This is a genomic window from Sphaerothrix gracilis Ecp01 (assembly GCF_030405905.1).
Lineage (GTDB): Bacteria > Cyanobacteriota > Cyanobacteriia > Phormidesmidales > Phormidesmidaceae > Sphaerothrix > Sphaerothrix gracilis.
Map to the genome: position 1 here is coordinate 117,535 of NZ_JASATW010000006.1, position 17,949 is coordinate 135,483.

The following is a 17,949-nucleotide window of genomic DNA, read 5'->3' on the forward strand; positions in this document are numbered from 1 at the left end:
GTTAAGGGTCAGGGTGTAAAGCGATCGCCCGCTAAACTCCCTGATCAAAGCAGCCAAAAGGCGATCGCCTAAAATGAAACCAGCAATCAGCCAATAGCAAATTCCGTATACTGCTGCACATGAGGCGCATGATAAGCCAGCACAATATCGTGCTTAGGCACACCCTTAGCAATTAGCTGCTCTGCAATAGCATCCTCAGTTCCGTCATGCTGTAGCTCTAATTTATCCATTGCACAACTTCCGGCGTCTTTGTGTTGTGAACAGCAATCACCATTATCAGGGTTCTCCTCACCCCCAACCTCTCCACGTCCCCGCGTCCCCCACTCCCCCATCCCCCTCACCTTCCTCATCTCCCCCATCCCTCCACGCTATGACAGTGCTGGCTCTAGAGGACGAAGCCTACCGGGAAATTGGGGTATTTGGTAAAGCTGAAGCGATCGCCTCAGTTGAGTTTGCCAATCTCAACCTCACCGTAGATCAGGTTTTTGCAGCAGAGAATTAGCTCAACCCGTGCCAGAGCCGTCAACACATTTGCCCAAATCTGACTCGTCGGCCCCTAAAATATCTGCTATCTATGAATATTCCATAGTAGGCTATGTAGATGGCTAAAAGTAAACGATGCTGTAGGGTGTGCTATGCGAAGCCATAACGCACCGTCCTACAAAGCTTTGATGGGTCACGCTGGGCTTTTCTTCCATGCCCTTCGGGCTATCACAGCCTACGTGAATTTATAGCCACATACTTGTAATCCCGGAAACTCTAGGAAAGTTTAGGTGTTGCACAACCTCTATGAACTCTTCCGCACCGATTGGCGTTTTTGATTCTGGAGTCGGTGGTTTATCAGTTTTACGGGCTATTCGAGCAGCCTTACCTTACGAAAATCTTTGCTACGTCGCAGATTCCGGGCACGTGCCCTACGGCAGCAAAACGCCAGCCTATCTGCAAGAGCGATCGCTAGCGCTGACTCGTTTTCTCCTAACCCATAACGTTAAAGCCGTCGTCGTCGCCTGCAATACGGCCACTGTTGCGGCAGTGACCCATCTGCGGGCTACCTTTCCGGTGCCCATCATTGCCATCGAGCCAGCCGTGAAGCCAGCGGTACTCGCCACTCAAACCGGCGTCGTCGGCGTAATTGCAACCACGGCAACCTTAGCCAGCGAACAGTTCTCAGCGCTGCTCACTCGCTTTGGCAATGGCGTCACTATTTTGAGTCAGGCCTGCCCCCACCTAGTCAGGCAGGTAGAAAAGGGAGATCTCACCAGCGCCACCACGCGGGCATTAATTCAGCAATACACCGCGCCTATCGTCGCCGCCGGGGCAGACATGCTGGTGTTGGGCTGTACTCACTATCCCTTTCTGCGGCCTTTGCTAGATGAAGTCGTTGGCAGTCAGGTGACGCTGCTGGATACGGGGGCTGCCGTGACCCGGCAGCTTTCAAATATTCTGGCCGCCCAGAATCTGCTCAATCCGGCTTCAGTCCTGGGACAGGAACAGTTTTGGACAAGCGGTGATGCCAAGCAGGCCCAGGCCGTCTTTTCTACCCTATGGGGACAGCCGATCAAGCTGCAGTCTCTACCCCAGGCATTTGCCTAGAAAAGCCACAATTTCGGCCCAAGCCTGATCGGCGGCTGCCGGATCGTAGCGATAGCCATCATCTCGCATGAACGTATGGTTCGCTTCGTACAGCAGTGTTTTGTGAGTTATCCCTGCCTGGTCAAGCGCCTGCAAAATTGCCTCCCGTCCGGCAGGGGGCACATGAGGATCTAAAGCGCCAAAAATAGTCAGCACCTCACCGCGAATTTCACCAACGCGATCGAGGGTATTGGCGGTGCCCCGGCCCAGCTTGCCGCTGTGAATGCCCGTGGGGTAGCAACACACAGCCGCATCCACGTCTGCTCGCAGCGCGGCGCGAAATGCCAAATGTCCGCCAATACAAAAGCCTAGCGCCCCTAACTCGTCAGGCAGAACTTGGGGCTGAGTTTTGAGCCAGTCTAGAACCGCTGCGGCATCGGCATCATAGTCAGCGATCGCAGTGCGGCGAGCATTGTCATTTCCCCGCAGCCGTCCTATGTCGTTAGGCTCAATCACAGCGCCAACAGGCTCTAGGCGATGAAAAATTTCAGGCGCAGCCACCACAAAGCCATATCCCGCTAGGCGATCGGCCAGCAGCGTAATCGGTCGCCCTAGCTGATAAATATCGGAATAGAACAAAATTCCCGGATATTGTCCCGTTGGCTCTGGCATCGCGACGTAGACACGCATGAGACTGTCGCCAACCGTCAGCCCCACCGTTTGTTTAACAACCTGCACCTAGTCAATCCTTGGGCAAACTTCTCAAGCAGTATATCGGTTAATCCAGGTATGCGCTGGTTGATCAGCCACCTTAGCGCCAGGGCAAGCTAACGCGATTGAGCTGCTCTAGTTCTTCGGCTGTTAGGCTCCAGCCCAGGGCACCCGCATTCTGGCTGGCCTGTTGAGCGTTTTTAGCCCCCGGAATCGGGACTATGTTTCCCTGGGCAATGAGCCAGTTGAGGGCGACTTGAGCCGGCGTGCGGTCGTAAGCCGCGCCAATCTGCTGCAGTGTTTTAACCAATAGCTCAATTTTGACCAGCCCATCCTGATTGAAACGGGGATCGATTTGACGCGCTCCGGTCGGCTTTTGATTTTCCTGAAACGTATATTTGCCTGTAAGCCGCCCCTGAGCCAAAGGGCTATAGGCTAAAAGGGTAATTCCTAGCTCTTTGGCCGTCTCTAACACGCCGTTCGTTTCAGGCTTGCGGTGCAGCAGGGAATATTGCACCTGGTTAACGGCTAGGGGAATATTCAAGTCTGCCAAATACTGATGGGCTTCTCGCATCTGCTTGGCAGAATAGTTGCTGACGCCAATTGACTGAATACGCCCTTGCTGCACTTCTTGCGCTAGGGCTGTCATCAACGTTTTTTGACCCATGAAAAAATCAAAGGGCCAGTGTACCTGGTACAGGGCGATCGCGGGCACTTGTAAACGATCAAGGCTAGCCGTCAGCGCATCAGCAACGGCCTGCTCGGAAAAGCGCCAAGGTAGGGGAAAGTACTTGGTGGCAATGTGAACAGGCTGCTGGGCTGATTTGAGAAACTGGCCAATCAGACGTTCCGATTCGCCAAAACCGTAAATTTCGGCGGTGTCAAAGAAACTGACTCCAGCGGCTAAAGCAGCGGCAAAAGCCTGCTGTACCTCAGCCTCACCGTAGTCTTTGCCATAATTCCAGAACAGGGAGTCCCCCCAGGCCCAAGTGCCTACGCCCAGCGCCGATATAGTCGGCCCATTGGGCACAAGCGTTACTGTTTGAGAAGCAACCTGGGATGTCATGGGAGAACTCCTGACTCTAGCAACTATTGAATAGCTTACCTTTACAAAACGTAATTTTGCCGGGTCGGCTATTTATTCCACCTCAATTTGAGTCTGTCCTTCTCCGTTAGGGACTGCCTGAATCTCAACCGTCTGCCCATCTTCCAGCACCCGCGTTTCGGTGGTTTCGACTTCGATACCGCCTTGAGGATCCAGTTCAATTGAAGTTTCAGTTGTGGTCCCGGACTCTGGATCTACGGTAGTCACGTCAATGTCATCGTCGCCAATAACGGTGCGGGTGACACCAGGCTGATCAGCTTCACCGTTAATGGTGTCGGCCTGATCGGCTGCTGGCGAGAGCTGAATCTCGGTGACGGTTTCTGTCGTGGTGGTAGGAGTCACGCCGTCGTTTTCGATCGCGTCAGCTTCGTCTATGGCGGCCTCAGCTTCATCTACGATGGCCTCAGTTTCGGACGGCTCGGTCAGGTCATCAGTGGTTTCTAAAGTCTCAATGCCGTCAGTTGTCTCAAGGGTTTCAACCTCGGTCATGCCGTCGCCTTCCATCAGGGTTTCCTGAGCGATCGCCCGGGTGCTGAAACTTCCTAGAATTAATAAGCCAGTTATAGCGAGCTGTGAGAGGAGTCGAGCTTTCATAATAATTTTTTATGACAAAATAGAACGAACGCTTTTACTTTGCCACTTCCTCCCTGACGCAACATGGGGAAAACGGTGGAGGTATCGCTGCCTCTAAAGGCTGATTTCCCTAGGATTGGCCTATCTGACCAAAGACCGAGCCGGGTTTTTCCAAGCAGCAAAAAGGCTGTCGTTACGGCGACAGCCTTTAGATTTAATGCCCTTCGTTGCTCGAATTGAGACTAAGCCTCAGTCAAGATCGCTGTTGATGGCCGAAGGGGTTTTCTTGACCGTACCCGATGCCTGAGACATATTCGCCGGGGCCGGATCGGGGGCCGGGGGGCCAGAAGCCGGAGGCGGAGTTGTAACTGACTCAGACTTGGGTGGCTTGTATTCAATGCCGAGCTGCTCGCTGGCCTGAGACAGCAAAAAGGCGGCGCTGTTGCTGCTGGCTTCTAGTAAGGACTGTCCGGCTGAGCTAAAAAAGGGCTTGGCCTCTTCCGTTTCAGCTGGCTTCTCACCTAAATGTTCATACCAGTTGCGAAAATCTTTGCCCAACTTTTTGGCATATTCCCCTAGCCAAGCTAGCAAAACAAAAACAAGACAAACCAGCAGCCAAAGTAGCAGGGCCGTCTGCTTGAGAATATCCCAGGTCAGGGCCAGGGCTTTTTGATAGGTCGCTGCCGTCTCAGCGGCAAAAATTAGTTCCCAAAGCTTTGTAGCTTGTGCTCGAATTCTATCCATAAAAGCTTTATTAGTAACTCAAATTTATTTCAGTCTCTAGCGCTGCGCGATCGCGCAGAATTGACTCCAGTATAGAAGCAGAAGCCTACCCTGGAACTGAACCAAAGATCAATTTTATGAACCGCTAAAAGCCCCAAAAGCTCTCACTTCTGGAAGATGAGCTTTATTCTCCCCAGGCTTTTTTAAGCACATCTTGGGCTGAGATATCGGCGACGCGATCGCTCAGAGAGGTAATCGCCAAGAACCTAACTTCAGCGTCACTTCCATCTGTCGGAGGCAAGCGCCTAGCCGGATCGCTACTGCCAAACAGGGCCAGCGTAAACACCTTGAGGGCAACCGCCAGAGGCAATACGTCGCTATCTGGACAAATCACCAGGTCAGCCCCAGCGATGATTGCCGCCATGCGGCCAATATTGGTTGGCTGAATCAGCTTGATGGAGGGAGCCAGGTCGCCGAGCGAATCTGCCAAAGTGCCGTTCGTGCTGTCCTGAAGAAACACAATTGGCAGGTCAGGCTGTCGCCGCTTAAAGTCTTCGATGATAGCCTGCCAGGACTCAATCGGATAAAACGCGTTGCTGACTTTGCCTCTAGCCGCCGTATTGGGGCCACCGTAGAGAATGACGTATCCCGTATCTTTCAGACCCAGAGCGGCGCGAGTTTGTTCTGCCCAGTCTAAGTCGCTCTGAGGCACGCTGAGGCTGGTAGCCGGACAAGCCCCGTTAATCTGTAACCCCTGCAGCAGATCGTGATACTGCTCAGCCTGGTACTGAGCTGGCTTGTAAGGCACCGACTGGGTCAGAAAGATGCCGCTGGAGGGGTTGGCATAGCCAATTCGCATGGGAATGCCGCTCAGCCACAGCAACAGCCCGACACTCCAGTCCTGACTGGTAGAAAGCACCACCTCATACTCGCGATCGCGGATAATTCCTAACAGATTGGCCCAGTCAGAGGGGCTGCTGTTAGCGGCAAAATCAAACGGTATTGTTTCATCAACGGCCTTGGAAACTCGATAGGCAGACTGTGCTCTGGGTTCGACAACAACATCAATTTCGGCCTTAGGATAGGCTTGCTTGAGGTCATCCAGAGTTGGGAAAAACAGGATTTGGTCGCCGATTCCGCCAGGGACTAGAGCCAGTACTCGCATAAGATATGTTTACGCTTTTCGCCAAATATTTTAGTGGAAGCTGGACAGAATATGTTTAACAGCACTCAACCGCAGCCCCTCAATTTTCTCAGAAAGACTGAAAATTAGGGCAAAAACGGGATTTTTTATCGAGATAGCCATTTCAATGAGGTCATTTGTGCATCTTTTAATTCCTGCGGCTGGCATGGGACGGCGCATGGGCAGCGATCGCAATAAAGTTTTGCTCTCTGTTTTAAATCGCCCGCTGATTGCCTGGAATCTGCTAGCGGCAGAGCAGGCCGAGAGCATTAGCTGGATTGGCATCATTTGCCAAAAGGCCGATCAGCAGACCCTAGCTCAGATTGCCGGTGAACTCTCCCTGACAAAGCCTGTCAACTTTATTCAAGGGGGTGACAGCCGCCAAGAGTCAGTTTTTAACGGATTGCGGGCGCTGCCGCCAGAAGCCCAGCGCGTTTTGATTCACGATGGGGCCCGCTGCCTTGCCACCCCAGACTTATTTAATCGCTGCGCCGCGACTCTGAAAACCTGCCCCGGATTGATTGCGGCGGTTCCCGTCAAAGATACTATCAAGGTTGTCGATGGGGAAGGTGTTATCGTTGACACCCCAGCTCGCCAAAATCTCTGGGCAGCGCAAACGCCTCAGGGATTTGAGGTGAATTTGCTCAGGCAGTGTCACCAGCAAGGGCAGCAGCAAGGCTGGAACGTCACCGATGACGCGGCCCTGTTTGAAAAGTGTGGTTTGCCCGTTCGCATCGTTCAGGGCGAAGAAACTAACCTCAAAATTACAACCCCCGTCGATTTGGCGATCGCTGAATTTATCCTCCGACAGCGTCAGAAGACGCCCTAGTCCAGCAAAACTGCCGCAAATTTCAAATTTTAAAGATCCTTGCCAAAGACAAGGATCTAAAACAAATCAATTCTCTGGGATTGCAGTCGCAGCAATTCAGCCAGTTCGCGCTTAGGCCGCGATCGCTTTGTGTATCGGCTTGTGTATCGGCCAGAGACGACCTACAGATCCCCACCCCGCGCCGCTAGCAAAAACACAATCGCTGGCCCAGAAATCACGATCATGGCTAGCATAGTCAACTGAGCAATCAGCTCAAAATTAATACTGCTTAAAAACTCCATTTATCCTCCCAAACAGACAAAGCTATAGGTATACGGGCTTAAATTCTCAGCGCCATTTTACCTGCTAACGAACCCCTAATTTTAAGTAAGTTTACAAAATTCTAAGGAGATTGCTGTAATTCATGGCTACTTGGCAATGTGTAAAAAACTGCGGGGCCTGCTGTCATCTAGCCCCAGAGGAGCGGCCAGATTTAGCTGATTATCTAACGCCAGCAGAGCTAGAGCAGTATCTCAGCCTAGTTGGCGAAAATGGCTGGTGTATTCACTATGACGCGGAGCGCCGGGAATGTCGCATTTACCGCGATCGCCCGCAGTTTTGCCGGGTTGAAGCCCAGACCTTTGAGCAGATGTTCGGCGTTGATCCAGCAGAGCTAAATGAGTTTGCGATTGACTGCTGCCAGCAGCAAATCGGCGGGGTATATGGGGACAGCAGCCCGGAAATGGAGCGTTTTCAGCAGGCGATCGCGCCTTGAGCATTGCTGATTGCCCTGATTTTGCAGATAATGAAAAGAAAATGAAATTGACCTGTTTTAATTTCTGAGGTATCAGGCTGATGGTTTCGTACAATCTGCACAAGTCACCTTAGTTTTAGCCGTGAGTTCTAACGCTAACCGCCCCCTCTCTCAGACCTCTGAGACAGCAGAGATCGCTAAGCCAGACGCGACTGCCCAGCCACTTCAGGCCGAACAGCCCGTGGCAGCGGCGGTCAAACCCACCGCGACTCCAGCCAAGCCGAGTACCTTTTGGGGCGTCTTCCTGTCTACCTTCATCACCATCTTCTTGGCAGAAATGGGAGACAAAACCCAGGTCACAACCCTGCTGATGGCGGCAGAGTTCCATGCCCCCTGGATAATTTTTGCCGGGGCGGGCAGCGCCCTCATTGCCACCAGTCTGGTGGGGGTCTTGATCGGTCAGTGGCTGGCTAAGCGAATTTCTCCCGCTGCGCTTGATCGGGCGGCGGGACTCACCCTGTTGGGCATTACCTGCTGGCTGCTTTGGGATTTACTGTCCGTCTGAGGCTGGTAGCAACTGCAGCACCTTATAAAATGGAAGCATGGACTGGAATTTGTTAGGTTTGAGTTTTGCCGCCGTCTTTTTATCAGAACTGGGGGACAAGAGCCAGTTTGCGGCGATCGCCCTTAGCGGCGCTTCTCGTTTTCCCAAGGCCGTTTTTTTAGGCACGGCGGCGGCGCTGCTGTTAGCGAGTTTGATTGGCGTTTTACTGGGGGAAGGAACGGCTCAGCTCTTGCCGACCCGCTGGGTCAAACTGGCGGCGGCGATTGGATTTGGCCTGATGGCGCTGCGCCTGCTTTGGCCAACCTCAGAGACAGCCGAGGCCGAGTAAAGTGTCTGGCTGATTCCCTTTTGAGTATTCTCAGCCAGGGAGTTGCGTTTACTAAACGGACAGCTATACTAATCTGAATTGTCAGCAGCCTCAGGTACCCTGAGATGACTCAAATCAGGGTCAAGATTAGTGCAACAGGGTTTCAGGTAAACTATGACCGGATATCGAGACCTGCCCCAGCGGCCCGCTCGCAGAGCGTCTAATTCTGCTGCGTCTAGCACGCAGTTGCCTAAAATCTCACCCGTCCCTCCCCCTAAGCGAGAGCAGCGGCCCCTGCCGCCATCGTCGCGGCCTGCGGCAATAGATTCTCAGCGCCGCGCTGTTCCAGCGACCCCTTCCCCCCAGGCAGAGACTGGCCCGCTCTCGACTCCAGCCTTCTCTAAGGCCCACAAACCTCCCGTAGCTGAGCTACAGCAGCAGATTAGAGCGCCGCAGGCAGCGCAAACCCCAGTGTCCAAGTCTACCCTCAAACCGTCTCCCCGCCCGCGATCGCGCCGCCGTTTGCCTCTGGGGAAGTTTTTGACTAGCTGGCCTTTTTGGTCCTTGACCTCTTTGGGTTTGATTAGCGCGGTTGGCGTCGCTTCGGCCATCAGCCTGTTTCGCATTCCCAACTTGCCTAACTGCCGAGCCATCTTTTGGCCCACCGCTTCAGCTTCTACGCGGCTACAGTGTGCTGAAGCCTATGCCAACCAGGGCACCGTTGACGATTTGTTAGCCGCCATTCGACTCGTAGACGCCCTGCCCGCCGACCATCCCCTGCGAACCGACATCAACGATCGCATTGAGCTATGGGCGGCTCAAATTTTGGAACTGGCCGATGAGCAGTTTCATGCAGGCGAACTGGAAGCAGCGATCGCCACGGCGCGTAAGATCCCGGCCCAAACCGCCGCCGCTGACGAAATTGAGCAGTCGATAGACCGCTGGCGCGAAATCTGGAACCGAGCCGAAGAAATTTATCAGACGGCTGAAGAAAAGCTGAGCGAGCAGAGCTTTCGCGAAGCCTTTGCGACCGCAATCAAGCTGCTGTCGGTGGGCAATGATTACTGGGAAACCACCAAGTATGAAGAGCTAACCCAGCTGATTTCTGTCACCCGCGAAGACGGCAATCGGCTAGGGCAGGTTAGTAACTTGCTGCGTCGAGGGGGCCTGAGCAATCTAAAGAAGGCAATTGAGCTAATTGACAAGATTCAGCCCGAAAGCCGTCTTTACCAAGAAGCTCAGCGCCGCCTGAAAGACATTGCCAAAGAGATGCTGGATTTAGCTGAAGCCTCTCTAGAGCGTCAAGACGCGGATCAGGCGTTAGCGATTCTAGATGAAATTCCCGATGGGGTCGATTTTGACGCCCAGACCGCTGATTTTCGGGTTTTAGTCGAAGCCTATAAGAGCGCCTGGGAGGGAACCATTCCGGCCCTAGAATCAGCCATTGTACGGCTGCAAAGCATTAGCCGCGATCGCCCCCTGCATGGCCGCGCCCAAAAGCTAATCAGCCGCTGGCAGAGCGAAATCCAGGGAGTAGCCCAGCTTGACTGGGCCAGACAGCTGGCCGAGCCGGGTACCACTAGCGATCTGTCAGCCGCGATCGCCCATGCCGATAAAATTTCTCGCTCCAACCCAGTTTCAGACGAGGCCCAGGCCCAGGTGCGACGCTGGCGCAGTCGTTTAGAAACGGCTGAAGATCAGCCCTTCCTAGAGCGAGCCGAGCAGCTAGCCTTAGCAGGCGATGCCCTTTCTCTGCGAGCCGCCATCGCTGAAGCGGAAAATATTCGTCCGGGCCGGGCTTTGTACGATCAGGCCAGCGGTCGCATTCGGACTTGGCGGCGCACCCTGCAGCGGGCCGAAGATCAGCCTGTTTTAGCTAAAGCTAGGCAGTTAGCCCAAAGCGGCAGCTATCAGGAGGCGATCGCCACCGCTTCTCAAATTGGCAGCAATCGCGCCCTCTATGATGAAGCCCAGTCTGACATCAGCAGTTGGCAAGGACGAATTCAGGGGCAGCAAAAGCTACAGCAGGCTTACCAAGCTGCTGAAACAGGTACGCCCGCCGCATTGGCCTCTGCTATCGCCTTGGCCAATCAGGTGCCAGCCGATAGCACAGCACGCTCGGACGCTAACTTGATGATGAACCAGTGGAGCTGGCAGATTTTGTCCCTAGCCACCACCCAGGCCAACTCGGATTTGTCCAGCGCGATTGAGATGGCCCGGCAGGTTCCGGCCCGCACTGAGGCCTATGCCGCGGCCCAGCTCAAAATTCAGGAGTGGCAGGAGCGGCTAGAGCCGACTGAGGAAGTAACGCTGGACGACCTGCTGTAGTCTGGCTGGAGAGGTGCAGCTTTGAGCCGCAGATCAGGGAACTTCTGATTCGGGCCGCGCTGGTGATTTTAGCTGCGCTCGACTGAGAGCCGCCTGCACCGCCTGCTGCTGATCACGGTGGGTGATCCAGCGGTGGTAAGTGCGGTTGTGGACAGCGACGGAGTGGCCCATCATTTTGGCGGCTACCGTGTCCGGCAGGCCGAAGTGAATTGTTCTAACCGCCCAGGCATGGCGCAGATCGTAGGGAGAAAACGGCAGGTCATAGCGGCGGAACTGAACCGTGACTAGCTGCCCAATCCGCTGCAGAGTGGTGCGGCTGAGGTCGGTGTTGATATTGGGCAGTTCCAGCTTTCTGAGATCAAAGTGATCGACCCACTCCGGGTAGAAAGGCCAAACTTCATGACGCCCTGTTTTGGTAGCGGCCTGCACCTCAATCACCGCTTCGCGATCGCCTGCTACTAGCCGCCGATAGTCACAGAAAAAAACCTCGTGATTGCGTAGCCCGTAGGTCGCCATGAGGCCATAGACACAGCGCCAGGCCGGATTGGGCACCTGCTGGTAGCTCGCCATAATCTGCTCGTCTGAGGGCAGCGCTCTCGCTACCGTCTGACTGTTGCCATAGCGCCCCACTAGGCTTTTTAATTCCAGCGGCAATTCCAAACCCAAAAAGTCGGCAAAGGCGCTTAGCGCCGTGCAGCAGACTTGACGACTGCGGGAGTTGGCTGGGGTTGACTGCACAGCAGCGTAGATAGCTTCTCCCAGGGCATAGCTAGGATACTGCTGGGCGATCGCGGCCAGTTTTCTGAGATAGGGGGCATAGGCTTTTTCCCAGGTTGTGCGCACCGAGGCTCTGCTTGATGCCTCTTTTTTTGTCAAGAAATATTGCTGAAAAGAGCCAATTTTCTCCGCTAGGCTTTGCTGAGATAGGGGCTTGCCTGCCGGATTTTTTAGATAGTGCCGCCAATCAAAGGTTGACTGAATCAGCTCAGCAGCCACAATCTTAGCCTGCTGTTCGGCCTGCTTGAGTCCGGCCTTGGTAGCGACTAAGCCCAATGAAATGCGCTGCTGATACGGGCGTAGCCGGGGACTGTCGGGGCGCGGCGGCAGAGTTCCTCGTAGTCCTAGCAGATTGCCACGACGTTCTATCTGCAGGCCGAGACGAGCGGCTTTCAGGCGTTGGTTTACCTGAGCAATTTGAGCATCAAGGGCTGAACTAGGAGACATCTATTGCGAAAGACTTGCGGATTAGAGTCACTAAGCCTTTAATGAAGATCAAAACAACTTGATAAGGAGCAGCTACCCCAGGAGGATAAGTAACCTGGCTGCTATCTTAAACCTTATTCAATCAGCAATCTAAAATTTAGTTGAGTCAAGGGATAAGATTAATTGTTACGATATTCAAAGATTATTAGAGACGAAGGTAACTGAAATCATCATGGGCCGTGTTGGGGTTTTACTGCTGAATCTAGGTGGACCAGAGCAGCTTGAAGATGTTCGGCCATTTCTGTTTAATCTGTTTTCTGATCCTGAAATCATTCGTCTCCCTTTTCCCTGGCTGCAGCGCCCTTTGGCCTGGCTAATTTCTTCTTCGCGGGCCAAAAAATCTCAGGAAAACTATCAGCAGATTGGTGGCGGCTCCCCCCTACGCCAAATCACCGAGGAGCAGGCCCGCGCCCTCGAAAAGTCACTGGAGCAAAAGGGCTTAGACGCCAGAGTCTACATTGGTATGCGCTACTGGTACCCCTTCACCGAGGAAGCCATTGCCCGCATCAAGCGCGATGGGATTGACCGCCTCGCTATCTTGCCTCTCTATCCCCACTTTTCTATCAGTACCAGTGGTTCTAGCTTTCGCCTGCTAGAACAGCTCTGGCTAGAAGATCCAACCCTCAATCGCATCCGCTACACCGCAATTCCCTCTTGGTACAGCCGCCCAGGCTATGTGCAGGCTATGGCTGAGCTGATTGCGCAGGAACTCGATCAGCTACCTGATCCCAGCGCCGGCCATATTTTCTTCAGCGCCCACGGCGTCCCGGTGAGCTACGTGCAGGAGTCAGGCGACCCCTATCAGCGCGAGATAGAACACTGCACAGAGCTGATTATGCAGGCGCTTAATCGCCCCAATGACTACACGCTGGCCTATCAGAGCCGCGTCGGCCCAGTTGAATGGCTGCAGCCCTACACAGAGGACGCGATCGCCGATCTGGCTGAGCGCGACATTAATAGCCTGGTTGTCGTTCCGATTAGCTTTGTTTCAGAACACATTGAAACCCTGCAGGAAATCGATATTGAGTACCGAGAGATTGCTGAAGCCGCAGGAATTGAAAACTTCCGCCGCGTTCCGGCTCTCAATACTCATGCTGGCTTCATTGACGATTTGGCTAACCTGACTGTTGAAGCCTTGGAGGCTCCACCGCGCCTGCTCTCTGAAGTTGTTCACCCCGACAAGCGGATGAAGATGTATCCGCCAGAGCGCTCGGCCTGGGGAATGACTCCCTTTGCTGAAGTTTGGAACGGTCGCCTAGCGATGGTCGGCTTTTTGGCCCTGCTGTTGGAACTGGTTAGCGGTCGCGGGCCGCTTCACTTTGTAGGTCTGCTTTAATCCGGGGATCTGCGTGGTTTGCCACCGTTTTTTTTGGCGGATAGGTACCACTGCCGCCAGGCTGCCGAATTGCGAATCACCAACCACAGCAGCAGTAAAGCAACTAGCCCTCCCTGCTGAGGGGCATCGAACGCCAACAAAACTAGGCTGACGCACAAAATATCCTGCAGAAATAGCAGCCACAGAGGCGGTCGCTGAGGCCGATACAGCCAGCCTGCCTGAAAGAGCTGAATTACTAGGGCTAAAAGTCCGCCCACAACGCCTACCAGCCCGACAAATTGAGCTAGGCCAGCCGTTCTGGCGATCGCGACCCCCGCGATCGCTCCGACAAAAGGGCTAAAAAGAACTTCAATACTCTGCAGCAGTTGGCGACTGGAGCGGTCTTTTAAGATGACCAACTCACACAGCGACCAGCTTGCTAAAATGCCTACCACCAGGGAAGGCGAAAGCTGTGACAGGATTGGCACATTAGACCATAGCCCCGGCCCAGACAACAGGCCAATCAGCAACAGCGGCAGGGCTAGCCGCAGTCCGACTGCCGCTGAAATCGCAAGTACTGCTAAAAGTTCAGTAATGATCACGGAGGCGTCAGCGCTGACAGAGACTCGACTGAATTAAGCAGGCCAGAGCCAAATGAGACAGCTCTGGTCTACCTAATCCTAGCTTGACATTAGAAAGGCCAAAGTGCTGTCATCTACCATCCTAAGATCTGCCAGAAAGCAGCCTTCGCCTATGCCCGCTGCTGCTGCATTGCCTCAGTTGGCATACAAATAAAATTGTCGCCATAGTTTTGAATCAGATGGCGCTGCCGCAGCTTGCCCATTAAGCGAGTTACTGTCACGCGGGTAGAACCGATAGCGCTGCCAATCTGAGCATGGGTTAACGTCCAAGGCAAATAGTAACCCTGGTCGCAAGGTTCACCATATTCTTCAATCAGCAGGGTCAGAAATCCCAGCAGCCTATCAATCGTGCGCCGCTGGCCCAGCGTGCTTAACCACAACAGCTTCCGCTGATGCTGATGGCGAAAGGCATCTAAAACTTCCCGGCGAAAATGAGGCCAGTTGTCTAAGTCGTGCCAGTAGAGCCAAATCACCGCCGTCTGATCAATATGGGCAAAACTTTGCAGATTGAAGGGAGACTGAGCCACAATTTCAAACGGCTGCCCCGCTCCAACAAAACCCAAGAAAGCTTCCTCTGCCGCCACTAGAGGAATACGAGCGGTACTGTGCTTTTGCTTGAGGCTAGCACTGATTTGAGAATTACCCACTAGCCGGATAGCTCCTCGATGTACCAGATAGAGTAGCCCTGCCCGGGCAGGCACTTTTTCATCGCGGCTGAAAATACGATAGCGATAGTGTTCCTGCGCCCAATCTAAAATTCTTTGCCAGGTTAAAAAGGGGCGAGCATTGTCATTTTGAGAAGGTGAATACATGGCTCACAACAAAGGTTAGAAATTGATAGAGTTTGTATAGCAATAATCGCTACGAGCTAATCACTTCTTATTGAATATCCCTTCGATCATAGGACTAGTAAAATCTAGTCACTCTCGTTGTAACACACCAAGGGCGATCGCTCTTTGCGGCGGGTTGGAAGTCTTCAAACGCAAATCAGCAAATGTAAATTGGCTCAAAAAAGTCTGCTTTTAGCGTGAATCAGCCAACATCGATTGACATTAATCTATGACATACCTCTCATTTCAACGGATGTTCCAAGCACATCTACAGCGGGCTCCATATAGTAGCATTTGCCCAACTCAGGTTTATCAGTCTTGGGTAGTTGATCGGGCAGGTTCTTCAAATTCTAGAGACATACTTGCTCATCATATCCAAAGTATTCCAGTCTCGAAAACCAAAAGATCAGCCGTTGTTGTTTATCAGTCTCCTATTGCGCTCAAACTGCAGCAGACTGTTCATTGGCCTTGTCAAAAAATCGCGCAAAATTTGAAGGATTGGCTGTTAAATGCCCGGTTAACTCCAGCAAACGCGCCTCTCTTTCATCAGCCTCTAATTTCTGTGATCAACGGTATCTGGCCACACATCAAAATTGAAGTACTTGCTAACGGATGGCTGCAGTTTTGCTGTTCAAATCAGGGGCTTGAGCAATGGTGCAGTCATTTTGAGCGGATATCGAGCCAGCAAAGCATATCAAAGCTAACTAAAGATGATCTACCGATACGCTTTCCTCAGTATATTCCTCAAATTGACGCCTTCCAGATTACTCCAGAGACTAGCTTCAGACTTCAGTATAACTACGCGCGCTGCCATGCGCTGACAAACCGAATACAGCCATTAGTCGAAAGCTCTCTGCGATCGCCCCAGACTGAACTAGCGCAATCTAGGTTCAGACTATCAAATCAAGCTGAACAAGATCTTTTACACAGCGTCATTGAACTAGCCGATAGCTGTTTCTCAGGACAAAGCCTGCCATCAGCCCGATATTTTGAACAGCAGCTCTTAAAACTAAGCCACGGCAGCGAGCAGCTTTGTCGTCAATATGCCTGTATTCAAAACGACGGGAGAAGATACGTTTATCTCAAGCTGCTTTTAGCCGCTCAGGCGGTCTTAGAGCATTGTCTGACCGCTGTGCTGAGAATCGCAGCTCCTACCAGGCTATAGGCTAAGGCGGCAGTGATAAGAAAATTTAACCCTTCAAACCCGCTGTTGGGGGTGACAAGCTGGAAACCTTGGCCTATACTTTGAATGTGTGTGAGGAGCGAACCAGTCAGGGCACCGAGACGAAACACGGCCAGTCGTCGGTGCCCTTTCTGCTTTAAATATTTTTTGGACAGTTACAAGCATTATCAATGCGTCAGGCTCCGGGCTGACGCATTGACGATGTCCGATTTGATAAAGCGCTACATACCCATGATTTCGTAGCCGGAATCGACATAGATAATTTGTCCGGTAATGCCGCTAGATAGTTCACTGCACAGAAAGGCGGCTGTGTTACCCACTTCAATCTGAGTCACTGTGCGGCGCAGGGGCGCGACCTCCTCGACGTGATGGATCATGTCCAAGATGCCACCCACGGCAGAAGAAGCCAGCGTACGAATGGGGCCAGCCGAGATCCCGTTGACGCGAATGTTGTGGGGGCCAAGTTCCGAGGCTAAATAGCGCACATTCATTTCTAAAGCCGCTTTGGCAATTCCCATCACGTTGTAGTTGGGGACGACCCGCACGCCGCCTAGATAGGTAAGCGTCACAATACTGCCGCCTTGGCGCATCAGCGGCTTGGCGTAATGGGCCAACTGCACCAACGAATAAGCACTGATTTCTAAAGCTGTCTGAAAGCCGCTGCGGGAAGTAGCGCTGAAGTCTCCTGTGAGATCATCACGATTAGCAAACGCTAAGCAGTGAACCAGAATGTCTAGCTTGTCCCACTTGTCTTCGATAGCGGCAAAGGTAGACTTGACCTGCTCATCGTCTTGCACATTGCAGGGCAAAAACAGCGAAGGCTCTAGCGAAGCAGTTAAGTCCGCCACCTTTTTTTCCATCCGGCCTCGCTCGTCAGGCAGATAGGTGACACCTAGATTGGCTCCCGCCTGATGTAGCTGCTGAGCAATGCCCCAGGCGATAGAGCGATTGTTGGCAATTCCGGTTACCAAAGCATTCTTATCAGTTAAATTGAGCATAATCCCCTTATCTAACAGGCACTCTGGGAGAATACTCAAAAAAGGGGACACCTGAACAGGCAGGGCCTCAGTTCTATCGGCCAGCAGCTCTGCCGCACCTCCGCCTTAGCGCCATTGTCGTGGATGGGATGGAACCATTTGAACTCTTTTTGAGCGCTGCGATCGCCCAATAGGAGCAGTTCTGACCAATTTTTCGCAATTAAGTATTTCTTGATACAAAACTAAGGCTGTTAGTTAAGCTTAAGTGGTCTAAAGTTAACATTTCCAGCATCTGTAGGATTTAATTGAGTTAGACAGACTGTTTGCTAAAGGCAGTCTCAACGGTTGCAGACGACAGATTGCTACTCCTGGTTAATTATGGGTATGGTTGTGACGCAAGATAAGCCGCTGGCCAGCGTGTTTCGTCAGCTTTCGGGAGGCGCTTTTCCGCCTGTTGTTGAAACTTACGAAAGAGGCAAGACCATCTTTTTCCCAGGAGATCCGGCGGAGAGGGTCTATTTTCTGCTGAAGGGGGCCGTCAAGCTTTCTCGCGTCTATGAAGCCGGTGAAGAGATTACGGTAGCCCTGCTGCGAGAGAACAGCGTTTTTGGGGTGCTTTCGCTAATTACGGGCAATCGCTCCGATCGCTTCTATCACGCTGTCGCTTTCACTCCGGTTGAGCTGCTTTCAGTGCCGATTGAGCAGGTAGAGCAGGCACTAGAAGAAAACCCTGAGCTGACGATGTATATGATGCGGGGGCTATCTTCGCGGATTTTGCAGACAGAAATGATGATTGAGACTTTAGCGCACCGCGATATGGGATCGCGCTTGGTCAGCTTTTTGCTTATTCTCTGCCGCGACTTTGGCATTCCCAGCGCTGAAGGAATTACGGTTGACCTCAAGCTTTCCCATCAGGCGATCGCCGAAGCGATTGGCTCAACGCGGGTCACCGTCACCCGGCTACTGGGGGATCTGCGCCAGGAAGGCATGATTTCTATTCACAAAAAGAAAATTACCGTTCACAACCCGGTCAATCTCAGTCAGCAGTTCACTTAGTCCGTTCCCCTAATCGTAGAAACATGCAGTAGGCTGGAATCTGAACTGCATTCTC

General features: G+C 52.8%; 20 protein-coding genes. 9 read left to right on the forward strand and 11 right to left on the reverse strand.

What is annotated here, in order from left to right:
* Nucleotides 1-86: 86 nt before the first annotated feature.
* Nucleotides 87-230, reverse strand: coding sequence for an element excision factor XisI family protein (locus tag QJQ48_RS08350; protein ID WP_428843033.1), 144 nt, complete (start codon nt 228-230; stop codon nt 87-89).
* A gap of 140 nt (nt 231-370) precedes the next feature.
* Between QJQ48_RS08350 and QJQ48_RS08355 the strand changes: the two genes are divergently transcribed.
* Both QJQ48_RS08355 and murI read left to right on the forward strand, forming a co-directional pair.
* Nucleotides 371-502, forward strand: a complete 132-nt coding sequence (locus QJQ48_RS08355) for a hypothetical protein (protein WP_346290763.1) — start codon at nt 371-373, stop codon at nt 500-502.
* Between the two features lie 287 nt (nt 503-789).
* Nucleotides 790-1,593, forward strand: coding sequence for a glutamate racemase (gene murI / locus QJQ48_RS08360; RefSeq protein ID WP_346290764.1), 804 nt, complete (start codon nt 790-792; stop codon nt 1,591-1,593).
* Here murI and QJQ48_RS08365 read toward each other — a convergent pair.
* From QJQ48_RS08365 to QJQ48_RS08385, 5 genes are all read right to left on the reverse strand, one after another.
* On the reverse strand, nt 1,573-2,310 hold the full coding sequence (locus QJQ48_RS08365) for a dienelactone hydrolase family protein (RefSeq protein ID WP_346290765.1): 738 nt from the start codon (nt 2,308-2,310) through the stop codon (nt 1,573-1,575). The genes murI and QJQ48_RS08365 overlap by 21 nt on opposite strands.
* A gap of 73 nt (nt 2,311-2,383) precedes the next feature.
* The gene (locus QJQ48_RS08370) at nt 2,384-3,349 is read right to left on the reverse strand and encodes an aldo/keto reductase (RefSeq protein ID WP_346290766.1); all 966 of its coding nucleotides are present in this window, start codon (nt 3,347-3,349) and stop codon (nt 2,384-2,386) included.
* A 72-nt stretch (nt 3,350-3,421) separates the two neighbouring features.
* A complete protein-coding gene (locus QJQ48_RS08375; RefSeq protein WP_346290767.1) occupies nt 3,422-3,982 on the reverse strand; it encodes a hypothetical protein in 561 nt (186 codons plus the stop codon).
* A 228-nt stretch (nt 3,983-4,210) separates the two neighbouring features.
* A complete protein-coding gene (locus QJQ48_RS08380) occupies nt 4,211-4,705 on the reverse strand; it encodes a hypothetical protein (RefSeq protein ID WP_346290768.1) in 495 nt (164 codons plus the stop codon).
* 163 nt (nt 4,706-4,868) lie between these two features.
* On the reverse strand, nt 4,869-5,849 hold the full coding sequence (locus QJQ48_RS08385) for a glycosyltransferase family 9 protein (RefSeq protein ID WP_346290769.1): 981 nt from the start codon (nt 5,847-5,849) through the stop codon (nt 4,869-4,871).
* A 157-nt stretch (nt 5,850-6,006) separates the two neighbouring features.
* On the opposite strand from QJQ48_RS08385, the gene ispD reads away from it, so the two are divergent.
* Nucleotides 6,007-6,696 (forward strand): 2-C-methyl-D-erythritol 4-phosphate cytidylyltransferase, encoded by a 690-nt coding sequence (gene ispD / locus QJQ48_RS08390; RefSeq protein ID WP_346290770.1) that lies wholly within the window; start codon nt 6,007-6,009, stop codon nt 6,694-6,696.
* Nucleotides 6,697-6,857: 161 nt separating this feature from the next.
* Here the strand turns inward: ispD and psb30 are convergent, their stop codons facing one another.
* A complete protein-coding gene (gene psb30 / locus QJQ48_RS08395) occupies nt 6,858-6,977 on the reverse strand; it encodes a photosystem II reaction center protein Ycf12/Psb30 (protein WP_346290771.1) in 120 nt (39 codons plus the stop codon).
* 122 nt (nt 6,978-7,099) lie between these two features.
* Here psb30 and QJQ48_RS08400 point away from each other — a divergent pair, with 122 nt between their 5' ends.
* The 4 genes from QJQ48_RS08400 to QJQ48_RS08415 all read left to right on the forward strand — a co-directional run bounded on the left by QJQ48_RS08400 (nt 7,100) and on the right by QJQ48_RS08415 (nt 10,629).
* Entirely contained in the window at nt 7,100-7,450 is a 351-nt protein-coding gene (locus QJQ48_RS08400; RefSeq protein ID WP_346290772.1) for a YkgJ family cysteine cluster protein, read from the forward strand.
* A gap of 220 nt (nt 7,451-7,670) precedes the next feature.
* The gene (locus tag QJQ48_RS08405; RefSeq protein ID WP_346290905.1) at nt 7,671-7,994 is read left to right on the forward strand and encodes a TMEM165/GDT1 family protein; all 324 of its coding nucleotides are present in this window, start codon (nt 7,671-7,673) and stop codon (nt 7,992-7,994) included.
* Nucleotides 7,995-8,031: 37 nt separating this feature from the next.
* Entirely contained in the window at nt 8,032-8,322 is a 291-nt protein-coding gene (locus QJQ48_RS08410) for a TMEM165/GDT1 family protein (protein ID WP_346290773.1), read from the forward strand.
* Nucleotides 8,323-8,475: 153 nt separating this feature from the next.
* Complete coding sequence (locus QJQ48_RS08415; RefSeq protein ID WP_346290774.1) at nt 8,476-10,629, forward strand: coiled-coil domain-containing protein; 2,154 nt, start codon at nt 8,476-8,478, stop codon at nt 10,627-10,629.
* A 33-nt stretch (nt 10,630-10,662) separates the two neighbouring features.
* Here QJQ48_RS08415 and QJQ48_RS08420 read toward each other — a convergent pair whose 3' ends face one another.
* The gene (locus tag QJQ48_RS08420; protein WP_346290775.1) at nt 10,663-11,853 is read right to left on the reverse strand and encodes a site-specific integrase; all 1,191 of its coding nucleotides are present in this window, start codon (nt 11,851-11,853) and stop codon (nt 10,663-10,665) included.
* 211 nt (nt 11,854-12,064) lie between these two features.
* Between QJQ48_RS08420 and hemH the strand changes: the two genes are divergently transcribed.
* Entirely contained in the window at nt 12,065-13,228 is a 1,164-nt protein-coding gene (hemH, locus tag QJQ48_RS08425; protein ID WP_346290776.1) for a ferrochelatase, read from the forward strand.
* Here the strand turns inward: hemH and QJQ48_RS08430 are convergent.
* From QJQ48_RS08430 to fabI, 3 genes are all read right to left on the reverse strand, one after another.
* Complete coding sequence (locus QJQ48_RS08430) at nt 13,225-13,803, reverse strand: DUF4126 domain-containing protein (protein ID WP_346290906.1); 579 nt, start codon at nt 13,801-13,803, stop codon at nt 13,225-13,227. The two genes, hemH and QJQ48_RS08430, sit on opposite strands and share 4 nt — an antisense overlap.
* A gap of 155 nt (nt 13,804-13,958) precedes the next feature.
* On the reverse strand, nt 13,959-14,660 hold the full coding sequence (locus tag QJQ48_RS08435) for a Crp/Fnr family transcriptional regulator (RefSeq protein ID WP_346290777.1): 702 nt from the start codon (nt 14,658-14,660) through the stop codon (nt 13,959-13,961).
* 1,422 nt (nt 14,661-16,082) lie between these two features.
* Nucleotides 16,083-16,859 carry an enoyl-ACP reductase FabI gene (fabI, locus tag QJQ48_RS08440; protein WP_346290778.1) on the reverse strand — a complete coding sequence of 259 codons (777 nt, stop codon included), beginning with the start codon at nt 16,857-16,859 and terminating at the stop codon, nt 16,083-16,085.
* Nucleotides 16,860-17,222: 363 nt separating this feature from the next.
* On the opposite strand from fabI, the gene ntcA reads away from it, so the two are divergent.
* Nucleotides 17,223-17,894, forward strand: a complete 672-nt coding sequence (ntcA, locus tag QJQ48_RS08445; RefSeq protein WP_346290907.1) for a global nitrogen regulator NtcA — start codon at nt 17,223-17,225, stop codon at nt 17,892-17,894.
* Nucleotides 17,895-17,949 lie beyond the last annotated feature (55 nt).

Coding starts and splice junctions, on each gene's coding strand:
- QJQ48_RS08350 (WP_428843033.1), bottom strand. CDS start 230: ATGGATAAATTAGAGCTACAGCATGACGGAACTGAGGATGCTATTGCA.
- QJQ48_RS08355 (WP_346290763.1), top strand. CDS start 371: ATGACAGTGCTGGCTCTAGAGGACGAAGCCTACCGGGAAATTGGGGTA.
- murI (WP_346290764.1), top strand. CDS start 790: ATGAACTCTTCCGCACCGATTGGCGTTTTTGATTCTGGAGTCGGTGGT.
- QJQ48_RS08370 (WP_346290766.1), bottom strand. CDS start 3,349: ATGACATCCCAGGTTGCTTCTCAAACAGTAACGCTTGTGCCCAATGGG.
- QJQ48_RS08375 (WP_346290767.1), bottom strand. CDS start 3,982: ATGAAAGCTCGACTCCTCTCACAGCTCGCTATAACTGGCTTATTAATT.
- QJQ48_RS08380 (WP_346290768.1), bottom strand. CDS start 4,705: ATGGATAGAATTCGAGCACAAGCTACAAAGCTTTGGGAACTAATTTTT.
- QJQ48_RS08385 (WP_346290769.1), bottom strand. CDS start 5,849: ATGCGAGTACTGGCTCTAGTCCCTGGCGGAATCGGCGACCAAATCCTG.
- psb30 (WP_346290771.1), bottom strand. CDS start 6,977: ATGGAGTTTTTAAGCAGTATTAATTTTGAGCTGATTGCTCAGTTGACT.
- QJQ48_RS08400 (WP_346290772.1), top strand. CDS start 7,100: ATGGCTACTTGGCAATGTGTAAAAAACTGCGGGGCCTGCTGTCATCTA.
- QJQ48_RS08410 (WP_346290773.1), top strand. CDS start 8,032: ATGGACTGGAATTTGTTAGGTTTGAGTTTTGCCGCCGTCTTTTTATCA.
- QJQ48_RS08415 (WP_346290774.1), top strand. CDS start 8,476: ATGACCGGATATCGAGACCTGCCCCAGCGGCCCGCTCGCAGAGCGTCT.
- QJQ48_RS08420 (WP_346290775.1), bottom strand. CDS start 11,853: ATGTCTCCTAGTTCAGCCCTTGATGCTCAAATTGCTCAGGTAAACCAA.
- hemH (WP_346290776.1), top strand. CDS start 12,065: ATGGGCCGTGTTGGGGTTTTACTGCTGAATCTAGGTGGACCAGAGCAG.
- QJQ48_RS08435 (WP_346290777.1), bottom strand. CDS start 14,660: ATGTATTCACCTTCTCAAAATGACAATGCTCGCCCCTTTTTAACCTGG.
- fabI (WP_346290778.1), bottom strand. CDS start 16,859: ATGCTCAATTTAACTGATAAGAATGCTTTGGTAACCGGAATTGCCAAC.
- ntcA (WP_346290907.1), top strand. CDS start 17,223: ATGGTTGTGACGCAAGATAAGCCGCTGGCCAGCGTGTTTCGTCAGCTT.